The organism is uncultured Thiothrix sp. (genome assembly GCF_937876535.1).
Lineage (GTDB): Bacteria > Pseudomonadota > Gammaproteobacteria > Thiotrichales > Thiotrichaceae > Thiolinea.
In genome coordinates this window covers 450,537-471,552 of the sequence record NZ_CALFHZ010000021.1, presented here as the reverse complement: position 1 = coordinate 471,552, position 21,016 = coordinate 450,537, and the positions used below count along the sequence as shown (strand labels likewise).

Annotated in this window: 21 protein-coding genes; 8 read left to right on the top strand and 13 right to left on the bottom strand. The window is 44.6% G+C overall.

The window, feature by feature from the left end; genetic code table 11:
* Positions 1 to 6 precede the first annotated feature (6 nt).
* The 3 genes from rodA to ppa all read right to left on the bottom strand — a co-directional run bounded on the left by rodA (position 7) and on the right by ppa (position 3,750).
* Positions 7 to 1,119: a rod shape-determining protein RodA gene (gene rodA / locus Q0230_RS16815; RefSeq protein ID WP_298611843.1), complete on the bottom strand. Its 1,113-nt coding sequence runs from the start codon at positions 1,117 to 1,119 to the stop codon at positions 7 to 9.
* Positions 1,116 to 3,074 (bottom strand): penicillin-binding protein 2, encoded by a 1,959-nt coding sequence (gene mrdA / locus Q0230_RS16810; RefSeq protein ID WP_298611840.1) that lies wholly within the window; start codon positions 3,072 to 3,074, stop codon positions 1,116 to 1,118. The genes rodA and mrdA overlap by 4 nt, the downstream gene beginning before the upstream one ends.
* A 142-nt stretch (positions 3,075 to 3,216) precedes the next feature.
* On the bottom strand, positions 3,217 to 3,750 hold the full coding sequence (ppa, locus tag Q0230_RS16805) for an inorganic diphosphatase (RefSeq protein WP_298611837.1): 534 nt from the start codon (positions 3,748 to 3,750) through the stop codon (positions 3,217 to 3,219).
* Between the two features lie 119 nt (positions 3,751 to 3,869).
* Between ppa and Q0230_RS16800 the strand changes: the two genes are divergently transcribed.
* Both Q0230_RS16800 and Q0230_RS16795 read left to right on the top strand, forming a co-directional pair.
* Complete coding sequence (locus Q0230_RS16800; protein ID WP_298611834.1) at positions 3,870 to 4,520, top strand: adenylate kinase; 651 nt, start codon at positions 3,870 to 3,872, stop codon at positions 4,518 to 4,520.
* A gap of 18 nt (positions 4,521 to 4,538) precedes the next feature.
* Entirely contained in the window at positions 4,539 to 5,219 is a 681-nt protein-coding gene (locus Q0230_RS16795; RefSeq protein WP_298611831.1) for a DUF2058 family protein, read from the top strand.
* On the opposite strand, the gene rsmI is transcribed toward Q0230_RS16795, so the two are convergent.
* Complete coding sequence (rsmI, locus tag Q0230_RS16790) at positions 5,208 to 6,053, bottom strand: 16S rRNA (cytidine(1402)-2'-O)-methyltransferase (protein WP_298611828.1); 846 nt, start codon at positions 6,051 to 6,053, stop codon at positions 5,208 to 5,210. The genes Q0230_RS16795 and rsmI overlap by 12 nt on opposite strands.
* A gap of 146 nt (positions 6,054 to 6,199) precedes the next feature.
* Between rsmI and Q0230_RS16785 the strand changes: the two genes are divergently transcribed.
* From Q0230_RS16785 to Q0230_RS16760, 6 genes are all read left to right on the top strand, one after another.
* Positions 6,200 to 7,774 (top strand): penicillin-binding protein activator, encoded by a 1,575-nt coding sequence (locus tag Q0230_RS16785; RefSeq protein WP_298611825.1) that lies wholly within the window; start codon positions 6,200 to 6,202, stop codon positions 7,772 to 7,774.
* Positions 7,774 to 8,124 (top strand): YraN family protein, encoded by a 351-nt coding sequence (locus Q0230_RS16780; protein ID WP_298611822.1) that lies wholly within the window; start codon positions 7,774 to 7,776, stop codon positions 8,122 to 8,124. Before Q0230_RS16785 ends, Q0230_RS16780 begins: the two co-directional genes overlap by 1 nt.
* A 23-nt stretch (positions 8,125 to 8,147) precedes the next feature.
* Positions 8,148 to 9,446, top strand: coding sequence for an amino-acid N-acetyltransferase (gene argA, locus Q0230_RS16775; protein ID WP_298611819.1), 1,299 nt, complete (start codon positions 8,148 to 8,150; stop codon positions 9,444 to 9,446).
* Between the two features lie 212 nt (positions 9,447 to 9,658).
* Positions 9,659 to 10,507, top strand: coding sequence for a YiiX/YebB-like N1pC/P60 family cysteine hydrolase (locus tag Q0230_RS16770; RefSeq protein ID WP_298611816.1), 849 nt, complete (start codon positions 9,659 to 9,661; stop codon positions 10,505 to 10,507).
* A 163-nt stretch (positions 10,508 to 10,670) separates the two neighbouring features.
* Positions 10,671 to 12,632, top strand: a complete 1,962-nt coding sequence (locus Q0230_RS16765; protein WP_298611813.1) for a 3-hydroxyacyl-CoA dehydrogenase NAD-binding domain-containing protein — start codon at positions 10,671 to 10,673, stop codon at positions 12,630 to 12,632.
* A 22-nt stretch (positions 12,633 to 12,654) separates the two neighbouring features.
* Positions 12,655 to 13,572 carry a hydrogen peroxide-inducible genes activator gene (locus tag Q0230_RS16760; RefSeq protein WP_298611810.1) on the top strand — a complete coding sequence of 306 codons (918 nt, stop codon included), beginning with the start codon at positions 12,655 to 12,657 and terminating at the stop codon, positions 13,570 to 13,572.
* Here the strand turns inward: Q0230_RS16760 and Q0230_RS16755 are convergent.
* From Q0230_RS16755 to Q0230_RS16715, 9 genes are all read right to left on the bottom strand, one after another.
* Positions 13,529 to 14,431, bottom strand: a complete 903-nt coding sequence (locus tag Q0230_RS16755; protein ID WP_298611807.1) for a general secretion pathway protein GspK — start codon at positions 14,429 to 14,431, stop codon at positions 13,529 to 13,531. The genes Q0230_RS16760 and Q0230_RS16755 overlap by 44 nt on opposite strands.
* Positions 14,415 to 15,056, bottom strand: coding sequence for a prepilin-type N-terminal cleavage/methylation domain-containing protein (locus tag Q0230_RS16750; protein ID WP_298611804.1), 642 nt, complete (start codon positions 15,054 to 15,056; stop codon positions 14,415 to 14,417). The genes Q0230_RS16755 and Q0230_RS16750 overlap by 17 nt, the downstream gene beginning before the upstream one ends.
* Complete coding sequence (locus Q0230_RS16745; RefSeq protein WP_298611801.1) at positions 15,053 to 15,469, bottom strand: type II secretion system protein; 417 nt, start codon at positions 15,467 to 15,469, stop codon at positions 15,053 to 15,055. Before Q0230_RS16745 ends, Q0230_RS16750 begins: the two co-directional genes overlap by 4 nt.
* The gene (locus Q0230_RS16740; protein WP_298611798.1) at positions 15,447 to 15,878 is read right to left on the bottom strand and encodes a GspH/FimT family pseudopilin; all 432 of its coding nucleotides are present in this window, start codon (positions 15,876 to 15,878) and stop codon (positions 15,447 to 15,449) included. Before Q0230_RS16740 ends, Q0230_RS16745 begins: the two co-directional genes overlap by 23 nt.
* Before the next feature lie 2 nt (positions 15,879 to 15,880).
* Complete coding sequence (gene gspG / locus Q0230_RS16735) at positions 15,881 to 16,333, bottom strand: type II secretion system major pseudopilin GspG (RefSeq protein ID WP_298611795.1); 453 nt, start codon at positions 16,331 to 16,333, stop codon at positions 15,881 to 15,883.
* A gap of 49 nt (positions 16,334 to 16,382) precedes the next feature.
* Positions 16,383 to 17,612, bottom strand: coding sequence for a type II secretion system F family protein (locus tag Q0230_RS16730; protein ID WP_298611792.1), 1,230 nt, complete (start codon positions 17,610 to 17,612; stop codon positions 16,383 to 16,385).
* Complete coding sequence (gspE, locus tag Q0230_RS16725) at positions 17,599 to 19,320, bottom strand: type II secretion system ATPase GspE (RefSeq protein WP_298611789.1); 1,722 nt, start codon at positions 19,318 to 19,320, stop codon at positions 17,599 to 17,601. Before gspE ends, Q0230_RS16730 begins: the two co-directional genes overlap by 14 nt.
* A 156-nt stretch (positions 19,321 to 19,476) precedes the next feature.
* Positions 19,477 to 19,998, bottom strand: a complete 522-nt coding sequence (locus Q0230_RS16720; RefSeq protein WP_298611786.1) for a DUF5362 family protein — start codon at positions 19,996 to 19,998, stop codon at positions 19,477 to 19,479.
* A gap of 440 nt (positions 19,999 to 20,438) precedes the next feature.
* Positions 20,439 to 21,011 carry a DUF2889 domain-containing protein gene (locus tag Q0230_RS16715; RefSeq protein ID WP_298611784.1) on the bottom strand — a complete coding sequence of 191 codons (573 nt, stop codon included), beginning with the start codon at positions 21,009 to 21,011 and terminating at the stop codon, positions 20,439 to 20,441.
* Between the last annotated feature and the right edge of the window lie 5 nt (positions 21,012 to 21,016).

Below are 21,016 nucleotides of genomic sequence, written 5' to 3'. Positions count from 1 at the left end.
GAAGCCCTATTCGTCTGTCTGATAATTACGCTTACGTTTTTTCATCCCCATGATAATGCCAAACGCACTCATGAGCGTCACCACCGAAGTCCCACCATAGCTGACTAGGGGTAAGGGAATCCCCACAACAGGCAATACTCCACTTACCATGCCCGTATTAACCACTAAATAAATAAAGAAGGTTAAGCTTAAGCTACCTGCCAATAAACGTGAAAAAGTATCCGCGCCCTTAGAAGCAATATATAAACCACGCCAAATGATAAACACATATAAACCAATCAGCAGGAGATTGCCTAAGAACCCAAACTCCTCACCAAACACAGCAAAAATAAAATCCGTGTGCCGCTCTGGCAAGAAATCTAAATGCGATTGATCCCCATGTAACCAGCCTTTGCCATACACGCCGCCAGAACCGATGGCAATTTTAGATTGATAAATATGGTAGCCTGTACCCAACAAATCAGTTTCGGGATCAAATAGGGTAAGAATCCGCTGCCGTTGGTATTCATGCATCCCATAGTTGAACATCAAGGGAGCCGCTATAGCGATAGCTGCTAAGGAGCCACCAATCAACCACCACGACATACCTGCTAGATAAATAACAAATAGGCCAGACAGGGCAATCAATAAAGCAGTACCTAAGTCAGGTTGCTTCATAATCAACACCATCGGGACTGCCACTAGAATTAGAGCGATGATAATATCGAGAAAGCGGGGTGGTAAGGGCTTTTCAGAGAAATAGTAGGCTACCATCATGGGGACAGCAAGTTTCATCATCTCGGCAGGTTGGATATCAATCCCTACATATAACCAACGTTGTGCTCCCTTTTTAATCACCCCTACCATCAGCACTAAAATCAACAGCACCACACCGATACCATATAACCAAATCGCAAACTGTCTTAAAGTCTTCCCCTCGACTTGAGAAAACAACAGTATCAGCACTAGGCCTAGAGCGAAATGGATACCTTGGCGGTAAACCATGGTCATTTCTGCATCTGAAGCACTATAAAGGGTGACTAAACCCATAAACATGAGTAGCGACAAAGCGGCCAGCATGACCAAGTCCACGCGCTGCAACATTTTCAAGAGGGACGCTGGTAATAATCCAGAAATCATTCATCAGCTCCTTCCACCCGCGGCACGATATCAGCAGGTTCCACTTCGCCAGTTTCTTCAACGGGCGTTTCATCATCATATTTTTTCAATAAGTATGCATCCATGACCTTACGTGCAATTGGAGCTGCAGTGGAGCTACCCCCACCACCATTCTCAACAATTACAGAGACAGCAATTTGCGGATTATCCGCAGGTGCAAACCCTACGAACAAAGCATGATCGTGCAAGCGTTTAGCTAAACGTGAAGCATCATAGCGCGCATTCTGAGCGATACCGAAAACCTGTGCAGTCCCTGTTTTACCTGCAATAGTATAAGGTGCACCAATCCCTACCCGCTTAGCTGTACCGTAAGACGCGTGTACTACATGCACCATCCCTTGTACTACCATTTCCCAATGACGCTTATCGCGCGCTGGAATTTGCGCAATGACTTCTGGTTCAAGAATTTGCTCAGGCCTATCTTTAGCTGTACGGAAAGCGCGTAAGACATGTGGGCGAATCCGTTTACCACGCATAGCGACACTCGCAGTAGCATGGGCGAGTTGAATAGGAGTAGCGAGCCAATAACCTTGCCCAATCCCGATATTAACTGTGTCACCCGGATACCAAACCTGCTTATAGCGGCGCTGTTTCCATTCCGGTGTAGGCATTAAACCATCAGACTCAGAAGTTAGATCTACCCCTGTTTTCTTACCAAACCCAAACAAACTCATATAGCCTGAGAACTTATCCACCCCCATGCGATAAGCCATATCATAGAAGAAGGTATCGCAGGACTGGGCAATGGCATAATCCATACTCACACCACCATGACCGGATTTTTTCCAGCAACGGTAGCGATGTTTATGCCCAGGAATTTGGAAGAAACCAGGATCGTATACTGTTTTACCCGGCCAAATGACCTTTTCATACAAACCAGCCATTGTGTTCATAGGTTTGACTGTCGAGCCGGGCGGATAAGCACCTTGTAGCGCACGATTGTAGAGTGGTCGATCAGGATCGTCACGTAGTTCGGTATAAATTTTGCTGGAGATCCCATCCACGAAAAGATTGGGGTCAAAGGTGGGAACACTGGCCATAGCTAATACCTCGCCATTACGCGGATCAATTGCTACGACAGCACCACGCTCACCCTTGAGTAAAGCTTCAGCTTTAAGTTGTAGGTTAATATCTAACCCTAAAATTAAATCTTGACCACCCACAGCCTCTTTCCGCTCAATCATATCTTGACCGCGGCCGTGTGCATCGACTTCATCCAAATCATAGCCGGCTTGACCGTGCAAACGATCTTCATGCGCAGCCTCTACGCCGACTTTGCCGATATGGCTGGTGCCTGCATAATTATTTTTATCTAGGCGCTCCAAATCACGATCATCAATCCGTCCCACATAACCAATCACATGGCTAGCTACCGTACCAAGCGGATAAAACCGTTGCATACGTCGCTCTAAATTCACTCCCGGGAAACGCGACTTGTTCACCGCAAACATTGCCATTTCTTGCTCAGTGAGATTTTCTTTCAGGGGGGTGGGTTGATAGCGACTGTGACGATTCACTTGTTGACCAAAAATACGTAAATCTTTTTCTGAGAGCGGCACAATCTTATTTAAGCGTTCCAGCATCATCTGCATATCATCCCAACGCTTGCGGCCATCGTCATTTTGATCAGGGACACTATCCCAGACCACTTCTAAAATATATTGAGCATGGTTATCTGCTAATTTGACCCCATTTCGGTCATAAATTTGCCCACGTGTGGGGGGGCGAGGAATATGTTTTTGATAATTCTGCTTCGAGAGTTCTGTATAAGTGTCGTGCTCTTTAACTTGCAGAAAATAGAGACGTGTACCTATGCCACATAGGGCGATTAACACGATCAGACCGGCAACAATAGCGCGTGAGTTGAAGAGCTGTTGTTCATCCCGTTCTGTTTTAATTGATAAGCGCTCACCCATATTGTGCTGACACTAGAATTAATTAGTTTAATGATTAATAAGATTTTAAAGCCCAAAGAGATAAACTCCTGCCTGAAGTCTATCAGAAAATTAGCAGGAGTTTATGGGATGAGTGCAGCTTAACTAAAAGTTTAATCTAAATTTATTTACTGGCTTCATAGCGTTTAATGCTATCTAGAATCTCTTGCTTAGCTTCAGCAGCATCAGCCCAGCCTTCTACTTTTACCCATTTACCTGGTTCTAGCTCTTTGTAACGCTCAAAGAAATGCTGGATTTGCTTAATTAATAAAGGTGAAAGTTGAGTATAAGAAGTCACATCTTTAAACTCAGGAGCCAACTTGCCGGCTGGAACTGCTACTATTTTCGCATCTTGACCGGCCTCATCCGACATTTTCAATACACCAACTGGACGCGCTGGAATCACACAGCCATGTACTAATGGATGTGGAGTAACGACTAGAACGTCTACTGGATCGCCATCATCAGATAAAGTATGTGGAACGAAACCGTAGTTTGCAGGATAGAACATCGGCGCTGACATAAAACGGTCTACTACCACTGCACCACTTTCTTTATCTATCTCATACTTAACAGGAGAAGATTGAGCTGGGATTTCGATAATAACATTGACAGATTCAGGTACGTCTTTGCCGACGGCAATTTTGTCGATATTCATAGCGGTCTTCCATTGGTTTAAAGCGGGCTATTATAACGACTGTTGAATCTAACTTGCACTGCAACATTTAATTAAGTATAAGAAGTGACTCGATTGGAGCAGAAAAGGGAACCAAATTTATGCGTATCGTACTTCTCGGAGCACCAGGCTCAGGTAAGGGAACTCAAGCACAGCGCTTGACGGATATTTATAATATTCCGCAGATTTCAACTGGCGATTTATTGCGTGCTGCGGTTGCAGCAGGTACTGAACTTGGTAAACAAGCTAAAGTTGCCATGGATTCAGGCGGTCTGGTCTCTGATGACATCGTGCTAGGCATGATTCGTGAGCGCTTACAGCAACCTGATGCAGCTAATGGCTTTATTCTCGATGGGTTCCCACGCAATTTAACCCAAGCGGCAAGCTTAGATAAATTGCTCGCTGAAGTTGGCCAACCGATTGATGCTGGCCTCTTAATCGATGTTGATTTTGATATTTTATTGAAACGCTTAACCGGTCGTTTATCTTGCAAAGATTGTTCGACCGTTTACAACCGCTACTTCTCTCCACCAACGAAGGAAGGAGTATGCGATAAATGCGGCAGTACGAATTTATATCATCGTGCTGACGATAATGAGGAAACGATTGGTAATCGCCTCAAGGTATATGAAGAAAACACCGCACCACTCATTAACTACTATGCAGACAAAGGTCTGCTCAAGCGGGTTAATGGCATTGGTGAGATGGAAGACATTACCAAAGCGATCCAAGCGGAACTGGCTACTGTTTAATACTGACGACCATCGACCATGTCCAATTCACTAAGCGAACAACTGCTGAAAGCAGGCTTGATTACGCAAGCACAAATTGATCAAGCTGAACAAACTAAGCAACAGCAGAAAGAGAAGGCGAAAGAAGCTCGCGAGCAGGCTAAGCTAAAACCAGCAAAGCCTAATCGTAACTTCACGCCTAAACCCCATAAACCTGCAGCAGCCAAACCGGAAGGTGTAACAACACCGCAAGCGGATAAGCAGCCAGCTCCAAATAAGCCTGCGAAACCACGCAAGTCTTCTGATTTAGAGCAGTTCTACCGTGAGCGCAATGAACTTGAACGCCAAGAGAAAGCTGCTGAAGAGCAACGCAGACGTGAAATGGCTGAGCGTAAAAAGCAAACACGCCAGCAGGTGCGTGAGCTTATTAGCGCTCATTTGAAAAATGTGGACGATGCAGCCATCCGCTACAATTTCGTAGTAGGTGAAACGGTCAAATATCTGTATGTCACTGAGCAACAGCAACAAGACCTTGCCGCTGGGACTTTAGCAATTACTTTCTTAGAAGGAAAACGTTGCCTTATCCCTAGTGAGATCGCCGAACAAATTTTGGCGATTGACCCTGACAAGTTAATTGTTCTGAATAAAGAGGGTATGGAAACTGAAGAGCTTGTTGTACCTGAACTAGTTACAGAAGCGGTAGAACCTTCAGCTGAGTGATTTGCTCATTTCCATCGCTTGACGATACAGCTTATTCTTTGCTTGCCCGGTAATTCGGGCAGCAATCTTCGCCGCCTGATTGACTGGAATATCCTCTTCTAATAAGACCTGTAGTACAGTCTCTACCTCTACACTACCCTGCTCCACTATATCAGCAGCTCCCTTGACTAATACAACAAACTCACCTTTCTGCATATCGCTATCAATGCGTAAACGTGTCAGTAAATTTTGAGCGGTATCTCGGTAAAAGCTTTCGTATAATTTAGTTAATTCACGGGCAATCACTAGCTCACGCTTTTCGCCTAAGATCGTAACCAAGTCTTCTAAAAACCCTTCAATGCGATGACTAGACTCATAAAAAATTAAAGTGCGCGTTTCGGTCTTGAGTTCTTCAAAACTCGCTTTGCGTGCTGAAGATTTAGCTGATAAGAAGCCTTCAAAGACAAAACGGTCGGTTGCTAAGCCTGCAGCTGATAAAGCAGCCACTACGGCACAAGCGCCAGGAATCGGTACTACTTTAAACCCCGCTTTAGCCACTTCTTTAACCAGATGGTAACCAGGATCGCTAATCAAAGGCGTGCCCGCATCGCTGACTAAAGCTACATTCATGCCTTGCTCTAAATCAGAGATCACTTGGGTAACGCGAGCCGCTTCATTATGGTCATGTAAGCTGACTAAGGGTTTCTGAAACCCTAAATGGGTAAGCAAACGTAAAGTGACGCGCGTATCTTCTGCATAGATTTTTTCAACTTCTTTCAAGGTCTTAATCGCACGTTCGGTAAGATCAGTTAAATTACCGATTGGTGTAGCAACACAATACAAACTAGCGCTCATGGCAACCTAGACTGGCTTAGATGGAAGGTAGGTATGATCAGGCTTTACCAAGCTTTTTGCTATCCCCAAAAAGCGAAATCCTGCTATAGTTTCAGCCTAATTGAGCTTAAGCGCTGTTGATTCCTTGTATATTTAGGATAGATATAATGATAATTCAGGACTTACGCTACTCATTGTCAGTGAGCTTGATGAGTGGAATGTTTATGCTGCAAGGCTGTAGTCTCAATCCCAATCTGTTCGGGACTAATGCCTCTGCTAGCAAACAAACCTCTGGCGAAGACCGCACACCTAGCCAATTTAAAGGTACGCCAACCGTCGATTTAGGCAACCAATTATTTAAGCAAGGCCGTAAACCAGAAGCCGCTGAAGTCTATTATCAATCAGCCTTAAGTTTACCTTCGCCCCAACGTGAACGTGTTATTCTGCAGGCAGCCGAAGTCACTGCCTCTTTAGGTGATGAGAAAACCACTAAGCATTATTTGAAAAAAATCCCACGCCAAGCTTTAACTGGGGAAAATCAAGCACGCTATCGCTACACCTTAGCTTTGTTAGCCTTACAAAAGGATCAAGCCAATCAAGCCTTGCGTCTTTTGCCTCTACCTCATGCAAAGATGTCAGCAGGCTTAAGCAGTAAAGTATCACTAGTACGGCAACGTGCTTTAGAAATGGGTGGAACGCTCTCTGTGCAGAGTTCCACCATGCAAGGGATTCCGCCAGAATTACAGCCTCAACCTGAAACAGATCAGCGCAATCAGCCAGCAAATATCTTGCCGCGTGCCGCAGAAAATCTAGCTGTACTGCTCCCAGACAGCGGTGCTTTAGGGCCAGTCGGTAAAGAAATTTATCAAGGCATGCAGGACATGAGCAACCAGTTTGGCTCGGTGACTAATAGTAAAAAATACGCAACCACCACAGCGAATGTGCTTAGCCAATATCAACAAGCAGCTAGTGAAGGCGCTGACATCGTTGTCGGACCTTTAGATAAAGATGCCTTAGATACTCTGTTAGCCAGTAATGCTTTAACCGTCCCCGTCTTAAGTCTAAACTATGCAACTGAGGGGCAAAACTTACCGGCACTTTACCAATTTGGTTTATCCCCCGAGGATGAAGCACGTCAAGTAGCTACTTTTACGACTGGCCGTGGTTTACGCCAAGCTTTAGTTTTAGTACCCGATTCACAATGGGGAACGCGCTTAGCTGAAGCTTTTACAGCCGCGTATGGTGCTGCAGGTGGTCAGGTTATTAGCACGGTGGCTTACCCGAATAGTACAACTAAAAATTATCTCACCACTCTACAAGCGGCTTTAGGGAATAGTAGTGGTGCACAAATGGTATTTTTAGGTGCCTCTCCTACACAAGCACGTTTAATGAAACCTTTGTTACAAGCTCAAGCACCAGACTTGCCTGTCTATGCTACCTCGCACGTGTTCTCTGGACGGGTTGAAAGAACTAAAGACGCGGATTTAGAGGGAATTATCTATACTGAAGTCCCCTTTGTGTTGCAAAGTTTACAGCAAGGCAGCTTAGAACAGCTTAAGTATCCACGTCTGTATGCTTTAGGGATGGATGCTGTAACGATTGCGAAAAACTTGCCAGCCCTTACCCAAAATCAACGTTTACAGGGGCGGACTGGTGAAATTAGCCTAGCACCGAATCGAATGATCCAACGCCGCTTAATGATGGCTACTTTTAAAGATGGCTTACCCATGGCCTTGGAATAATGGTTAGTCGCCAAACTTTAGGGCAATTAGCTGAAACTTGGGCTTGCGATTATTTGCAAGCTCAGGGTTTTAAGCTTTTCACGCGCAATTATCGTTTGCGCGGGGGCGAAATCGATTTAATTGGACAAGATGGTGAGCATCTAGTCTTTGTTGAAGTCCGTTATCGTAGTCGCGAGGATTTTGGTGGCGCACTTTATAGTATCGATTTGCGCAAACAACAAAAAATTATTCGCACCGCTCAACACTATTTACTGCTGCACCCCTATGATTTAGCTTGCCGTTTCGATGTCATTACTCTCAACGCTCAACAGCAGCTTACTTGGCTCAAAAATGCTTTTGAGGCCAGCTAACCCGTTCATAATTAGGAATAAGCATGTCTAACACGCATAAATCTGGTTCTAACCCTGTTGACTGCAATAGTGTGGAATTTTTTCGTGAGGCTAGCCCGTATATTCATAAGCATCGCGACAAAATCTTCGTGATAGCCTTTCCGGGTGAAGTGTTAGAACAGACTAATTTTCGGCGTATTTTGCAAGATATTGCGATTATTGCTGCCTTAGGTGCGAAGATTGTGTTGGTGCATGGAACACGTCCACAAATTGATCGGCGTTTAGAACAATTAGATCAACCTATTCGCTTTCATAATGGTACCCGCATTACGGATCGTGAAGCCTTACAAGCTGCTCAAGAGGCTTGTGGTGCAGCCCGTATTACTATTGAAAACGCACTCACCTACATGCTCGCTCAACCCGGGGTTGGCAATATTGGCCCGGGAGTCATTTCGGGGAATTTCGTCACTGCGCGCCCGATTGGCGTACTTGATGGTGTTGATTATGGCTATAGTGGGCAAATTCGGCGGATTCGGCATAATTTCATTCGCCAACAATTAGAAAATCGCCATATTGTATTGCTTTCACCTTTAGGCTACTCACCCACTGGAGAGGCGTATAATTTGCGTTATGAGCAACTTGCGATTGAAGCAGCGCAAGCGCTTGAAGCGGATAAGGTCATGTTGTTAGACGAGACGTCCTTTGATCTCCCGAATAACTTAACGGTTGAGGAAGCGGAAGCTTATGTTGACCAACACGATATGTTGCCGCAAATCCTTGCAGCACTTAAACATAAAGTGGGTCGGGTACATTTATTAGATGCCAATGTCGATGGAATTTTACTCACTGAGCTTTATACCCGTGATGGCATTGGTTGCATGATTTCGGCAGATGCGTATGAAACAATTCGCGCAGCGAATGTGGATGATATTAGTGGTATTCTGGATGTGATTCGCCCAATGGAACAAGCGGGGATCTTAGTTAAACGCTCGCGTGAGCAATTAGAATTAGAAGTTAACCGCTTTCAAGTGTTTGTACGCGATCAGAAAATTATTGGCTGCGCAGCCTTATATGATACGGCTGACCCTCAGATAGGCGAATTAGCTTGTTTAGCGGTTGACCCCCACTATCGGACAGCTAATCGTGGTGATCGTTTATTGCAGGCCATTACTCAACTAGCCAAAACTCAACATAAACAAAAGCTATTAGTTTTAACTACACAGACTACTGATTGGTTCAGAGAACGCGGCTTTGTGGATGCGGATATTGCTGATTTGCCTGAGAATAAAAAGCAAGTTTATAACCATAAGCGTAATTCTAAAGTGCTATTTAAAGCTTTATAACAGCAAACAGTGCCTAGCTCATGACCAATTGTCAAAAAACATGGTAGGTTTAGGCGTAATTGATCTAAATTAATGAATCATGTAAAACTGCTAATACTCTAATTAGCCATAAGTATTACAGGGGCACTAAGATGCTTCGCTCCGAAGCCTTGCTTCGTTCCGGTTAGCTTTTGAACTGCGCTGCTACCTGTCATACCCAGAAGGAGAGAGTCATGTTCAAAGCAACACGGCAATGGCTGTGGGATAAAGGGATTAATTGGTTAAATGCGGTTCCACCTGCCGATTCACAGATCAACGCTTATTGTAATTTCGACTTCCTTGAACATGAAGTGCGCCCAGGTGATGTGCTACTGTTTGCGGGGCAAACGCGGGTTAGCAAAGTCATTCAAATGGTAACCTTGTCGCCGTGGACACATGCAGCTTTGTATGTCGGGCGAATTAATGACATTCGTGACCCGCAAGTCCGTGAAAAACTCCAAACGCACTACCCAGGCAACCCTAATGACAAATTAGTTGTTGAGTCCTTATTAGGTTATGGAACAGTAGCCAATCCTCTCAGCGCTTATCGAGAAGAACATTTACGCATTTGCCGCCCTTCGGGATTAGATTGGCGTGATGCTGATATTGTAGTGAATGTAGCTATTGAGCATTTGGGTATGGGCTATGATGTGCAACAATTGATGGATTTAGCACGCTTTTTATTTCCGTATGGGATTTTGCCAAGACGTTGGCGCTCCTCTTTGTTTCAACATAATGCTGGCCAACCTACCCATATTATCTGCTCAAGTATGATTGCCCGTTGCTTCCAACAGGTGCACTACCCTATTTTACCCGTGATCCACAACAACCAAGACAAACATCAAGTCAGTTTTGAAGAGCGTGACTTCCGTTTGTTTATTCCCAGTGATTTTGATTACTCGCCCTATTTTGAGGTTATTAAATACCCTGCTTGGCATTTTAGTGAACAACCCGCCTATCGTAGTTTGCCTTGGCAACAGGCTAGTTTAGCTCTCAATAAACCTGATGATGCGACTAATCATCAACTCTTACCAAGTACCTAGGTCATCTATTTATCTTCAGTATTTTGCGCAAAAATCGTTTTCTATGTACAGTTTACTGACAAATAAACGTACTTTGCGGTAGAATTATTCGGAAAAATAGATCATTAAGCGCAACGATAGGGGCTAAAAATGTGCTTTATTACACAGTTAGATGGGGCTGGGTTTGCTCACTTCTATTCCTAACACCTTCCAACACCTTATAACTCGTCGTGATCAACAGGTGTTCTGGATTGGTTTAGCAGTCAAAAACTCTAAACATAATTTACTGACGCCAGATGTCTTGGCTGAGCTTCATCAAGCTTATAAAGTAGCTCAAGCTTTAGGGGTGCGTGCGCTTATTTTACACTCAACACGCCCACAAGTGTTCTGTTCAGGTATTGACTTAAGCCTCTTAGAAAATAACCTAGATTCCCACGCACTCACTGATTTTTTAAAGTCTGGACAACATTTCTGTGAACAACTCCAGTCTTCAACAATGGTCAGTTTAGCGCTGATTGAAGGTGAATGTGCTGGTGCTGGCCTGTCTCTAGCTTTAGCCTGTCATTATTGTGTAGCTACTCTGAATCAGAATACCAGCTTTAGCTTTCCCGAGGTTAGCCAAGGTATTCATCCTATTTGGGGTGGAATGTCGCGGGCTTTACAACGGATGGGGGTAACAACAGCCTTAGACTTTCTCACTCAAAGTAAGGTGCTAACGACTGAAGAAGCTTTACAAAAAAAACTTGTGGATGCAGCAGCTGCACCTGAACAAGTTAATCTACTGAGTTTACGCTATGTAGCAGGCCAGCCTACTAAATCTACTGCTCCCTTTAGTTCAGCCTTACTAGAAACCTTGTCGGCGCGCGTGCTGTTAAATACTCAGCAGCAGCGCAAACTAGCCAAAGAACAAGATATTGAGCATTACCCTGCAGGTTCACGTTTACTAAATTTGTGGCAATTACACGGTGGCGCGCTAACTAATTTACAAGCTGCTGAGATTGGCGCATTCAAACAACTAGTTGATACACCTAGCACACAAAACTTAGTACGCTTAGCGAGATTAAAAGCTCAATTAAAAGCCTTTGCACCTCTAAATGCTGATACCTATTCGACAGTACATATTATTGGAGCTGGACATATTGGTCGGGAAATTGCCGCTTGGTGCAGCTTATCGGGCTTAACCGTGAGTATTCAAGAATCCAATCCTGAAAACTTAAGCTTTGCCTTAGAGCGCATTCGCGCGATTTTTAATAACTACTTCCATAAAGATGCCGCCAAACTAAAAGCAGCTACTGAACGTATTCATATCGATTATGAAGGAAGTGGGATTGCCTTAGCAGATATTGTGATCGATGCGACTTCGGATAAATTAGGCAGTAAACAAGAATTATTAGCCCGCTTAGAGGAAAATACCCGCCCCGATGCACTCTTAGCGATTACCTCATCTACTTTATCTTTAGAACGTTTAGCCGCGGTCTTATTAAAACCTAGTCGTTTAATTGGCTTGCATTTTCTTTACCCACTGACTCAACGTGAATTAGTGGAGGTTATTCATCTAGGTGAAAAAACTACCGCTCGGGTCATTGAGCAAGCCTGTGCTTTTGTAAAGCAGTTGAATAAAGTCCCTTTACCTATTCAAAGTACCCCTGGTTTATTAGTAAATCGCATTTTAATGACTTATATTATGCAAGGCATCCGCTTACATCAGCAGAATGTACCCACCGTAGTCATTGACAAAGCCGGACGCGATTTTGGAATGCCTCTAGGACCTTTAGAATGGGCCGATGTGTTAGGGCTAGATTATTGTCGACAATTAAGCGAAACTCTGGCTAAGGTCAGCCCAATCTTAGTACCTGAATTATTAGTTGATATGATTAAGGCTGGTAAATTAGGTCGAAAAAATGGCACAGGTTTTTATCGTTATCGTCATGGACGCATGCTAAAGCCAGAGCGTGCACAATGGAATGGCAATATTGCTGCTTTACAAGATAAGTTGGTCAATCAAATGTCGGAAGAAGCGGCTTTATGTTTAGAGCAAGGTATTATTGAAAACCCAGATCTATTAGATGCAGCGGTGGTTTTCGGTGCTGGATTTCCAGCTTTTAGAGGGGGGCCGCTGCAATACGCACGCAGCAGTCGTAAATAAAGAACTACACTGAGGAAAAGGCATGAACCTGCCTACGGTTAAACAACTCCGTTATTTTGTAGCTCTAGAAACTTACGGTCATTTTGGACGTGCTGCTGAGGCTTGTTTTGTATCCCAATCTGCGTTTAGTACGGCCATTCGTGAATTAGAATCTACCCTTGAAGTACAACTGGTTGATCGGACTAATAAAAATGTAACTGTTACTCATATTGGTCGCCAGCTTGCGATTGAGGCACGTCGCTGTTTACGGGATATTGAAGGTTTAGTCGAACTTGCCCGCAGTAATCAACAGCCTTTAACAGGTGAATTAAGAATTGGCGTCATTCCAACCATTGCGCCCTTCTTATTGCCAGAGATTTTGCCTAAACTCCGCGCTGAGTTCCCCCGCCTTAAACTCTACCTCACAGAAGATATTACCCAGCGTATTTATGAAAAACTGATGGATGGTGAGCTGGATTTAATTATTTTGGCGCTTCCTTATGCTTTAAGAAATGCTGAAGTACAACCTTTATTCCGTGATCGCTTTTATTTAGCTTGTCGTGAAGATACTCAGCATCTTAATCCCACGAATTACGATATTGAAAACCTAGAGCCAGAAACAGTTTTGCTGTTAGAAGATGGTCATTGTTTACGTGATCATGCATTGTCGGCTTGTCATTTGCAGGACATTGAAAAGATTAGCCGCTTTGCAGCCAGTAGCTTATTAACTTTAGTACAAATGTTAGATGCAGATTTAGGGGTTTCGTATCTACCTGAGATGGTAATTGGTTCACCTTTATTAGCCGGCACTACAGTTAAACTTTGGCCGATTCGCGAAGAAAGCTATCGGGAAATCGGCTTAGCTTGGCGGCGTGGGAGCGCACGTGAACAAGAATTTTTGCAATTAGGTGAAGCGATTAGAACTGCGAAGATAGTGGCTGTTGTACCCGAAAATACGTAATAAAAGGTGGGTTATGTCCTGGCAGTAAACGAATCGCCCGTTCTTCAAAATAAGCCGTTTCACTTTCCAAGGCCTTAATCTTTAACTGCAAGCGATAAACGGGTTGCTCAGTATGATCTAATAAGCCGCCACCAAAAGGTGGTTGTACCCAAGCGCCTTCTGCTTCCTCACGCTTACGAATATACTCATCCACTGCAGCTTGATCACCATCCGCTAATAATAATAAAACATGGCGTGGCGCTAACATGGGATTCACGCCATTGCTGCGTGCATTCACGGATAAATAACGGACTAAACCTTGATAAATCAGGGGTGTCACGCCTAAAACTTGCTGAAGCTCTTCAATTCGCTCAAAGGGTGCATCTTTAGCCCCATACTCTAAACCTGCGGTCTTATAATCATCGTCTTCTGCACCATTCGCATGTTTTAAATCATCTGGATCGCGAAAATCCTCAATCGCATCCAATACTGTCTCAGCCTCTTGATCAATCACTCCTAATTCTTTTAACACCTTTTGCAATAGCTCACGATTAGCTTGATTGATGTCGATCAGGCCATTCTCACCAATCACACGAATTTCTACTCCATAGCCATCCCGTGTCCAAGTAGCAGGTGTACCCCCTAGTTTGATTTGCCGTTTATCGACCGGTAGAAATAACTGCATCACGGTATAATGTGCTGCTGCCTCGGCAAAACTGCGTGCTTGAGCAGTGGCGCGTGCATAACTTACGAGTTGGGTTTCAGTTTTTACGGCATAAATTAGCGTACCCGCCATGGTCATCATCACCATGATCATCCACAGCACCATCATGAGCGCCACCCCACGCTGCTTCGCATCAGTCTTAACTCGCGCCCACATACTCGTCCACTTGGGGTAAATCGACAATTAGCTTCGGCCAAGCTTGATGATCTTTGCCTTCGATCATGACGCGCATCAGCAAAGGATAAACGGGCTTATCGACCCAGTCCGTTTGCCAACGTGGATCATCTTTATCCGATTCAGCGGCATAATAATCAAAATGTACTAAACCTAAGCCGCTATACACCAGCACAGGTTCAACCTCTTTGAAGGCATCATCCCAGCTCATATCAGGACGATAAGGCGCATAACGCATCTCCAACTGACGCTCACTACCAGTGCGATTCACTGATAATTCAATCAGATAAATGCCACCTTGATGTTGTAAAGGCTGGAGAGGGGCTGCATAGCGTACATAATGATCGGTACCCTCAAAGGCATACACTGGCCCTTTTTCACCTTTGATTTGCACGACAATAGTTTGACTGAGTTGATTACGCAGAAACTCGCTAATCAAGCGGGTATCTTCGGTTTTGAGTAGTTTCCGATCAGCCGCATCCCAACCGCGACCCATCGTGTGAAAACTTGAAAACAAAGCCAGAAATAATAAAGCTAGTAAACTGAAAGCCACCATCATTTCCAACAAAGTAAAACCACTTTGCTGTTTTGCTTGGCTTAGATTCAAGACTTTTCCCCAAAACGCAGGGAGGAGAGCGTGAATTGACGCTGCTTACCTTCGCTATTCCAACTAACTACCACAGTAACTTGATAAGGCTCAATTGAGAGTGAAAACTCCTCTTGTTTATCATCAAGCTGAATCGGCTGCATATTAACCGCCCATTTATAAGGCGTGCCTTCTTCTTGGCCAGTCACGGTATTTTTTTCAACTTTGATTTCGCTACCAATCGCCTCCATCCGTGATTCGGCTACTTGTACAGCAAAACTATATTCATCGGCTAGAGCCGCACTTTGCATAGCAGAGCCAAATAAATTCAGCAAAGTACCCACAACTAAACCTGTGATGACAAATGCCACCATGATTTCGAGTAAGGTAAAACCTTGTTGTCGCTGCGACTTAGAGTAGACTGATGCGCCCACTAATCCACTCCACATTCACCTTAAAAGTTTGTCCACGCGCTGTAAGCTCAACCGAGCCACCAGTAGAACTCCCATCAGGGTAAAAACGAATATTGCCTTGGGTGGCAGAAACTACTTCAGTTTTAGCAGTATTTATTTTAGCTTCAATGCCCGTATGCAAAGCACGTTGCTCGATTTTATGAGTCGCTAAGCCAAAATAACGGCTACTAATATCCATCGTCCAAACCATTTCTTTGCGCTGTAAAATAGCGACGCTACGTGCTTGGCGCATACTGGTGGCAACTTCACGGGCTGCCTTGCGTAACACAGGGCCTTCAGTTAATGAGCTTGCTACCACCCCCATCATGAGGGCGGCAACCACTAGCACTAACATGACCTCAATTAAACTGAAGCCCCGTGGTTGGCGCATGATTAGTTCTTTTTCACCCACAAGGAAATATCAGCGTCATCGCCTTCTCCACCGGCTGCACCATCAGCACCTAAAGAGAGAAGATCGTAAGGCTGGTTGTTACTGCCGGGGCGTTTGTACTGATACTCGTTATTCCAAGGATCTTGTGGAACACCTTTCTTTAAATAGGGCCCATTCCAACCTTTAGCACCTGAAGGCGCTTCAGCTAAAGCTTTTAAACCTTCTGAGCTAGTTGGGTAGTTACCGACCTCTAAGCGATACATATCTAAAGCGGCGCTTATATTTTCAATCTGTACTTTGGCTGATTGGCTTTTACCGCGACCTAAATACTTCATAGCTTGGGGGCCAACGATCCCTGCGATCAAGCCTAAAATGACTAATACAATCATTAACTCAATCAAGCTAAAACCGCGGACACGGCGCTTAACCGAATCAGCTTTGGATGATTGCAACATGCTAACAAGCTCCTTTTTGTTATTAATTATTGATTTGTTATGCGACTGATTATTTGACTAAATCAGCCATACTAATCATTGGAATTAGAATTGCCCCAATAATCACTAAAATAGCCATTGCCATAATGAGAATTAAAATAGGTTCAAGTAAAGACAACATACGTTGCACTGCATTGCGAACTTCGGTGTCATAAATAGTGGCTACTTCATTGAGTAGCTGCTCCATTTGCCCGGTTTCTTCCCCCACACGCAGCATGTGTAGGGCATAGGCGGGAAAAACCCGCTTACTCATCAAAGTACGTGTTAGGCTCTCACCTTGCTTGAGACTATCCGCTGCCTCACCCACCGACTTAGCCATTACCCGATTGCTCATCGTATTTTTAACAATCTGTAGCGAACCGAGTAAAGGTACACCATTGTGCAGCAAAGTCCCCAAGCCCCGTGAGAAGCGCGCCATTTCCACTTTGCCCACTAAATCACCGACAATCGGCCAGCGTAACATGGAGCGATCTAACCACAAACGCGCTTGCTCATTGGTGAATAGGTATTGCAAAAGGATCAGAAGCACTAAAAATCCCCCCAGCAAAGCCCACCAATAGACTTTAAGCACTTCACCTGCGGCCATCACCATCTTAGTTAAAACCGGTAAATCTGCTCCCATATCCTCGAACATTTGGGAAAACTGCGGTACTACAAATAACAGCAGGGCAATAATCGAAACAATCGCTACCACAAACAAAATACTGGGATAAATTAACGCGGAAATGACCGTGCCACGTAGCTCCTTAGCGCGCAGCATGTACTCCACTAAGCGTGCTAAGGCATCGCCAATCGAGCCACTTGCCTCACCGGCACGAATCATATTCACATAGAAGCGCGAGAATTTATTGGTTTCCTCCAAAGCATCTGCAAAATGCACCCCACTGCGCACCCGTTCTTGCAGACCACGGACTAAGGCGCTCATTCCCGGCTGCTCAATCAATTCTAATTGAATGCTTAACGCCCGATCCAAAGGCAAACCGGCATTCAGCATAGAAGAAAGCTGCTGGGTAAAAGCGATAATATCGGCTTGGTTAACTTTTTTACTGGCAAACAGGCTTGACTTTTTCTTTCCGCTGGCTTCTAGACTCGTGCTACTAGCGCGAGCCAGTTGGACTTGTAAAGGTAATAAACCTTGGGCATGAATCCGTTCGAGGACTTGAGCCTCATTATTAGCTTCCATTGTGCCCGTTTGATTCGCACCAGCAGCCGATAAAGCTTTATATTCAAACAGCGGCATTTGGAGTTTCCTCCGCAACACGTAAGACTTCTTCTAAAGTTGTCACACCTTTCAGGGCTTTCAGCAAACCATCTTCGTACATGGTGCGCATACCCGCTTTACGTGCTTGCTCTTGAATGACACCCGCATCTTCATGCTTCAAAACTAAGCGGCGAATCGAATCATCCATCACTAACACTTCATGAATCGCGCTACGGCCTTTATAGCCGGTAAATCCACAAGCTCGACAACCTTTAGCATGCCATAACCGCATCTCGCCATCGCGCTGATATTGGCGTAAACCTAGCTCATGCTCAATTTCGGGCAAGACACTATGTGGCTCACGGCATTGTGGGCATAAACGCCTGACTAAGCGTTGCGCTAAAATACAGTTCACGGTGGAGGTAATCAGATAATCCTCAATCCCCATATCCAATAGGCGTGTCACACCACTCGCCGCATCATTGGTATGAATCGTTGACAACACTAAATGCCCTGTTAAGGCGGATTGAATCGCTATGCGTGCTGTTTCTACGTCCCGCATCTCCCCGATCATAATAATGTCGGGGTCTTGACGCACAATCGAGCGCAAAGCATCCGAAAAGGTTAAGCCGATTTTGGGATTAGCTTGAATCTGATTAATCCCTTCTAACTCATATTCAACCGGATCTTCTACCGTGAGAATTTTATTCTCGGTCGTATTCATCTGCGTTAGAGCCGCATACAGAGTGGTGGTTTTACCTGAACCAGTAGGGCCAGTCACTAAGACCACCCCATGCGGTTGGTTTAACTCTTTTTGTAAGCGCGAGAAATTCTCATCCGAAAAGCCTAAAGAGCTAAGCTCTAATTTCACGCTGTTTTTATCCAGTAAACGCATGACCACGCTTTCCCCATGCATAGTTGGCACTGTGGACACACGCATATCAATCTCTTTACCTTGCGCTTTGAGCTGAATCCGTCCATCCTGAGGTAAGCGGCGCTCAGCAATATTTAAGCGCGCCATTAGCTTAATCCGTGACAGTACAGCCGCCGTCATAGAAGCAGGTGGGGAATCGACTTCATGAATGACCCCATCAATGCGGTAGCGAACTTTTAGATGGGTTTCAAACGGCTCAATATGAATATCAGAAGCCCGCCTTGCCATCGCTTCTGTCATAATCTGATTCACGATTTTAATGACCGGCGCTTCACTGGCCATATCTTTTAAGTGTTCGATATCTGCCATCCCATCATCACGGGTGCTGATCTCAAACTCTTCTTCATCTTTTTTCGCGGTGGCACTGTATAAGCGCTCGATATTGGCGCGAATCTCTGAAGGCAAACCTAGTAGTGGTTTAATCGGTTTGCCCACCGCCATCACCAAAGCTTGACGTGCAAACTCATCCCCAGGATCAGACATGGCAATCGTGAGTACCCCTTCATGCTCATACAAAGGCACCACTTCTGATGAGCGCATGTAATTCACCGAAATACCCAAATCTTGCAGTGGCTCCGTGGGGTAATCACGTGTTAAAGCTAAGGCAATCCCAAGATGGCGCGACAGCACTACCGCGACTTCTTGCTCAGTGAGTAAGCCTAAGCGGACTAGTACACTCCCCAATGGCTGATGAATTTCAGTTTGGGCACGCAAGGCGCGCTCAAGATCCGCTGGTTTAATCTTACCAAGCTGAACTAAGCGCTCGCCAAAAGGTGTGGTTGTACGGGCTGGTTTAGCAACAGAAGCTAGCATAGATAATTCTTATTTGTTGTTAGTATGGTAATAGCAGAGCCAGCAAGCAAAGCCAAATCTAGCTTAAGAAAATATAAGCAAGTCTAGAGATATGATAATTTTTATTTATTAGAGAGAAACATGCAAGCAGTTTCTCTCTAGATGGAAATAGGCAGCTTATTGACTAGGTAAATTACTACTCATCATGAAGAGACTACCAAAACCAACAACCATGAACACGATCATCAAGACGATAGAAACTATCGCTAAAATCCCGACTAGCTTCCAGAAACTTGCTTGAGCCTCAAGTGCTGCTTCCATATCACTTGCATTTAAGCCAGTAACTGCACGTTTAATCGCATTGGCATAACGGAGTAAATATAACGATGCAATAAAGTAAAGCACTGCTATTAATAAATACATCACACCCATGCCAATCATGAAACCAGTTCCAGCAAAGCCAGCTCCAGCATCGAGCCCTCCCATGCCTCCCATACCCATCATGCCGCCACCTAAAAGCATAGGAATACTAGCAATCAAAGTAAAAGCAGCACCAATAAAACCAAGAATCGCTATAAACAAAACCCACGGACGAGTTTTACGTAAGGATGCGACTACCCGCTCGCTCATTAAACCACTGCCACCTGCTACATCGCGCACCACGGAACGTGGGGGAGCATAAGCATCTTGAACACTCATTGAATCACCTTAATTCTTTTAATGAAAGTTAAAGCTTAGCTTAATAAGAGTAATTCAGTGAACAAGAGCCGAACAACGGCCATAAAAAGCCTACTGAACTATTTTATACCCAGAAAAATAATTTAGATGTGCTAGTGAAACAGATAGATACAGGAGCACAAGCTTTAGCAAGCTTGGCTCGTGCTAGAGTTGAATGATTCTATTGAGGGTTGATCTTTTGCCTTAAGCCAAAAGATTTTACAAAAAAGCCTGCCATTTTCAGATTTTTAAGCACAACCCCATAGTCCCTAGTCTTAAATCAGCAGAAAATAATTCTGACATAGCAAGACCTCCCCTGACGGCTTAGCAATTGGCTAGAAACTTTACGGTTTTGTGGTCACAACCTGCTAAGCCTAGCATTAACAATATAACTAACTGGGAAGCTAACTGCGTTGATCTATCTATTTTGAGTCAGACGTGGGTTGTTGATAGGCATGTGGCCAATGCTCTAAAACGACCGGACTCGTAAAAGCTAAAGCGTGGCAGGTATGCAAATGCTTCGGAATCGCCTTAGGATCCGTATCGACAAAATTATTACGCCGCATTTTTGAACCTCCCACCGTTTGGAAAGCCGCAGTCGCCATCGTAACTAATAATTCGGTGATATGTGTGCAGCCTTGAATACCTGCAAACACTTCCTTAATCTTTTGATTCCAACCAGGCGCAATCCGCAAGCCAACCACTTGCTTATAAGCTGGATGAATCTCTATACAATAATTAAAAGGTGCGTAGTCGGTGACCGCTTCAGCAGAATGGATCAATAAAGTCTCATCCACCGTTAAACGCACTTTCATATCATGCAAAGCTTCATCTGCTTCAATGCGTCCACCTCGATCTTTATTGGGAAAAGAATAAGGTTTGGTATCGACAATATGCGCTTCGATGTCCCACAAACCATCTGTGCGTTCATAGCCGTGGCATACAATCGTGCGCGTATGAGCCAATGTGCGCTCAACTGGCTTAGATAAAGGCATAAGTT

Coding starts and splice junctions, on each gene's coding strand:
- rodA (WP_298611843.1), bottom strand. CDS start 1,119: ATGATTTCTGGATTATTACCAGCGTCCCTCTTGAAAATGTTGCAGCGC.
- mrdA (WP_298611840.1), bottom strand. CDS start 3,074: ATGGGTGAGCGCTTATCAATTAAAACAGAACGGGATGAACAACAGCTC.
- ppa (WP_298611837.1), bottom strand. CDS start 3,750: ATGAATATCGACAAAATTGCCGTCGGCAAAGACGTACCTGAATCTGTC.
- Q0230_RS16800 (WP_298611834.1), top strand. CDS start 3,870: ATGCGTATCGTACTTCTCGGAGCACCAGGCTCAGGTAAGGGAACTCAA.
- Q0230_RS16795 (WP_298611831.1), top strand. CDS start 4,539: ATGTCCAATTCACTAAGCGAACAACTGCTGAAAGCAGGCTTGATTACG.
- rsmI (WP_298611828.1), bottom strand. CDS start 6,053: ATGAGCGCTAGTTTGTATTGTGTTGCTACACCAATCGGTAATTTAACT.
- Q0230_RS16785 (WP_298611825.1), top strand. CDS start 6,200: ATGATAATTCAGGACTTACGCTACTCATTGTCAGTGAGCTTGATGAGT.
- Q0230_RS16780 (WP_298611822.1), top strand. CDS start 7,774: ATGGTTAGTCGCCAAACTTTAGGGCAATTAGCTGAAACTTGGGCTTGC.
- argA (WP_298611819.1), top strand. CDS start 8,148: ATGTCTAACACGCATAAATCTGGTTCTAACCCTGTTGACTGCAATAGT.
- Q0230_RS16770 (WP_298611816.1), top strand. CDS start 9,659: ATGTTCAAAGCAACACGGCAATGGCTGTGGGATAAAGGGATTAATTGG.
- Q0230_RS16760 (WP_298611810.1), top strand. CDS start 12,655: ATGAACCTGCCTACGGTTAAACAACTCCGTTATTTTGTAGCTCTAGAA.
- Q0230_RS16755 (WP_298611807.1), bottom strand. CDS start 14,431: ATGTGGGCGCGAGTTAAGACTGATGCGAAGCAGCGTGGGGTGGCGCTC.
- Q0230_RS16740 (WP_298611798.1), bottom strand. CDS start 15,878: ATGCGCCAACCACGGGGCTTCAGTTTAATTGAGGTCATGTTAGTGCTA.
- gspG (WP_298611795.1), bottom strand. CDS start 16,333: ATGTTGCAATCATCCAAAGCTGATTCGGTTAAGCGCCGTGTCCGCGGT.
- Q0230_RS16730 (WP_298611792.1), bottom strand. CDS start 17,612: ATGCCGCTGTTTGAATATAAAGCTTTATCGGCTGCTGGTGCGAATCAA.
- gspE (WP_298611789.1), bottom strand. CDS start 19,320: ATGCTAGCTTCTGTTGCTAAACCAGCCCGTACAACCACACCTTTTGGC.
- Q0230_RS16720 (WP_298611786.1), bottom strand. CDS start 19,998: ATGAGTGTTCAAGATGCTTATGCTCCCCCACGTTCCGTGGTGCGCGAT.
- Q0230_RS16715 (WP_298611784.1), bottom strand. CDS start 21,011: ATGCCTTTATCTAAGCCAGTTGAGCGCACATTGGCTCATACGCGCACG.